This window comes from Bacillus sp. P4_D3 (assembly GCF_056401855.1).
In genome coordinates this window covers 1-2,488 of sequence record NZ_JBFUIN010000460.1, presented here as the reverse complement: position 1 = coordinate 2,488, position 2,488 = coordinate 1, and the positions used below count along the sequence as shown (strand labels likewise).

The 2,488-nt window shown below is 32.9% G+C and carries 2 protein-coding genes; both read left to right on the top strand.

Annotated features, from left to right (window positions below):
• A partial coding sequence (locus tag AC1DTM_RS22720) for a polysaccharide biosynthesis protein (RefSeq protein WP_477000942.1) occupies window positions 1-1,305 on the top strand: 1,305 nt, incomplete at its 5' end.
• A 186-nt stretch (window positions 1,306-1,491) separates the two neighbouring features.
• Window positions 1,492-2,433: a magnesium transporter CorA family protein gene (locus AC1DTM_RS22715; RefSeq protein WP_002148556.1), complete on the top strand. Its 942-nt coding sequence runs from the start codon at window positions 1,492-1,494 to the stop codon at window positions 2,431-2,433.
• Window positions 2,434-2,488: the final 55 nt, after the last annotated feature.

The window sequence follows — 2,488 nt, the reverse complement described above, 5'->3', positions numbered from 1 at the left end:
ATATATGTTATACCATTTACAGCAATGGTGGGTACGAGTGGGTACGTATTATATACGTATGCATACCGTCCTTATACAATTATGCTTAGTATTGCAACGATGGGATTGCCACTTGCCGTTTCGAAAATGGTATCAAAATATGATCAACTCAATGATTATCATACGGTTAAAAGAGTATTAAAGAGTGGTATTGTTTTTATGCTTTTAATGGGGGTTATCTCGTGTTTTACGTTATATATGTTAGCGCCGCATTTAGCTGAACTTGTAATCGATGGAAACGATCAGTCGGGGAATAGTGTAACGGCGGTCACTTACAATATTCAAATTGTAAGTTTTGCGTTATTACTCGTTCCTGTAATGAGCTTGTTACGTGGTTTCTTTCAAGGTTTTCAATCTATGGGACCTTCTGCGCTCAGTGTAGTTGTAGAGCAATTTTTTCGGGTCTTAACTATTTTGATAGGAAGCTTTGTCGTTTTATATGTCATAAAAGCTTCTGTTTCGTTGGCAGTTGGTATTTCAACGTTTGGAGCATTTATGGGAGCACTAGGTGGATTAAGTGTTTTAAGTGCGTATTATATAAGAAGGAGAAAACATTTAAAGAAAAAAGAGATGGCAAGTATACCACAAACAACGAAATCTTTTTTCTCGTTATATAAGGAGCTCTTTACATATTCAATACCGTTTGTTGTGGTTGGTTTAGCAATTCCGTTGTATCAGACAATTGATACATTTACAATTAATAAACTACTTATACAAATAGGATATATGCAAGGAGAAGCTGAAAAGATTAATGCGATAATTGGTCTTGTTCAGATGGTTGTACTTATCCCGGTTTCTGTTGCAACGGCTTTTAGTATGTCCCTTGTACCTGAAATGACGAAAGCTTATACAGCGGGAAATGAGAAGCTACTGTATAAACACCTTACAAGGACAAATTTATTAGTGGTAGGAATTACCGTACCGGCGGCGATTGGAATGATGGTTTTAGCAAAACCAGTGTATACTCTTTTATTTGGTGCGGGAAATGATCCAGAGATGGGCAGTATTATTTTGCAGTATTATGCTCCTGCTTGTATACTATTCTCACTATTTACAGTAACCGCGGCCATGTTACAAGGAATTAATCAACAACAGAAAACAGTGCTAGGATTAGTAATCGGAATAACTGTGAAGATAGTTTTAAATATTGTATTGCTACCGTATTTTGATTATGTAAGTTTTATCATTTCAACATACGCTGGCTATACGATTTCAGTCGGCTTTAACTTGTGGATGCTTTCTAAATATGTTATAAAGGCAACATAAGCTTTTTAAAAGGCAGAGAACACTCTGTCTTTTTCTATGTTTACAAGATTTTTCTTAAAAAAACGTTTTCAAAATAATTTTTCTATTGAAATTTAATCGTTTGTTTCATATGCTGAAAATAGCGGTTCAAAAACTGTTGTTTAAGTGAGGTAGATTCCCACATGTAAAAAGAATCGGGGTGATAGTATGTTAAATATTTATTTAACAGACCGAAACGGAAAACTACAAGAGATTGAGGAAATGCAAAAGGGCTGCTGGATTAATGTACTTCATCCAACAGAAGAAGAAATTCAGTATCTAGTACAAACTTTAAATGTAGACTTAGATTTCATTAAAGACCCTTTGGATGATGAAGAACGCTCTCGTATTGAAAAGGAAGACAATAATACTTTAATTATCGTGGATATTCCGACAGTCAGACATGATGAAGAAGGAAATTCAATTTATGACACGATTCCAATAGGTATGATTGTAATGCCAGATTGTTTTGTTACTATTTGCTTAGAAGAAAATCCAATTTTTGAACGCTTTATTAATCAACGTATTAAAGAATTTTATACGTTTAAAAAGACGCGCTTCGCACTTCAGCTCTTATATACAATTTCTACTTATTATTTAAGGTACTTAAAGCAAATTAATCGAAAAACAATCGATTTAGAGCACCAATTAAATAAGTCGATGAAAAATAAAGAAATTTTCACATTGCTCGGCCTTGAAAAAAGTTTAGTTTATTTTACAACATCATTAAAGGCAAATAAAATTGTAATTCAAAAATTAATGCGAAACAGTACATTTTTGAAAATGTATGAAGACGATCAAGATTTACTAGAAGATGTATTAATTGAAAATAAGCAGGCTATTGAAATGGCGGAAATATATAGTCACATCTTAAGTGGAATGATGAATACATTTAGTTCGGTTATTTCTAACAATTTAAATAGTGTTATGAAACTGTTGACTTCTATTACAATCATTTTATCATTACCAACGATGGTTTCTAGTTTCTTTGGAATGAATGTAAAGGTTCCATTTGAAGGGGAAGCATATGGTTTTGTAATTGTACTTATAATATGTGTAACATTATCTTTCACTTTAGCATTTGTTTTTTGGAAGAAACGTTACTTTTAATGATAAGAAAGCTGCTCTAGCATAGTTATAAAACTGCGCTAGAGCAGCTTTTTTT

Coding starts and splice junctions, on each gene's coding strand:
- AC1DTM_RS22715 (WP_002148556.1), top strand. CDS start 1,492: ATGTTAAATATTTATTTAACAGACCGAAACGGAAAACTACAAGAGATT.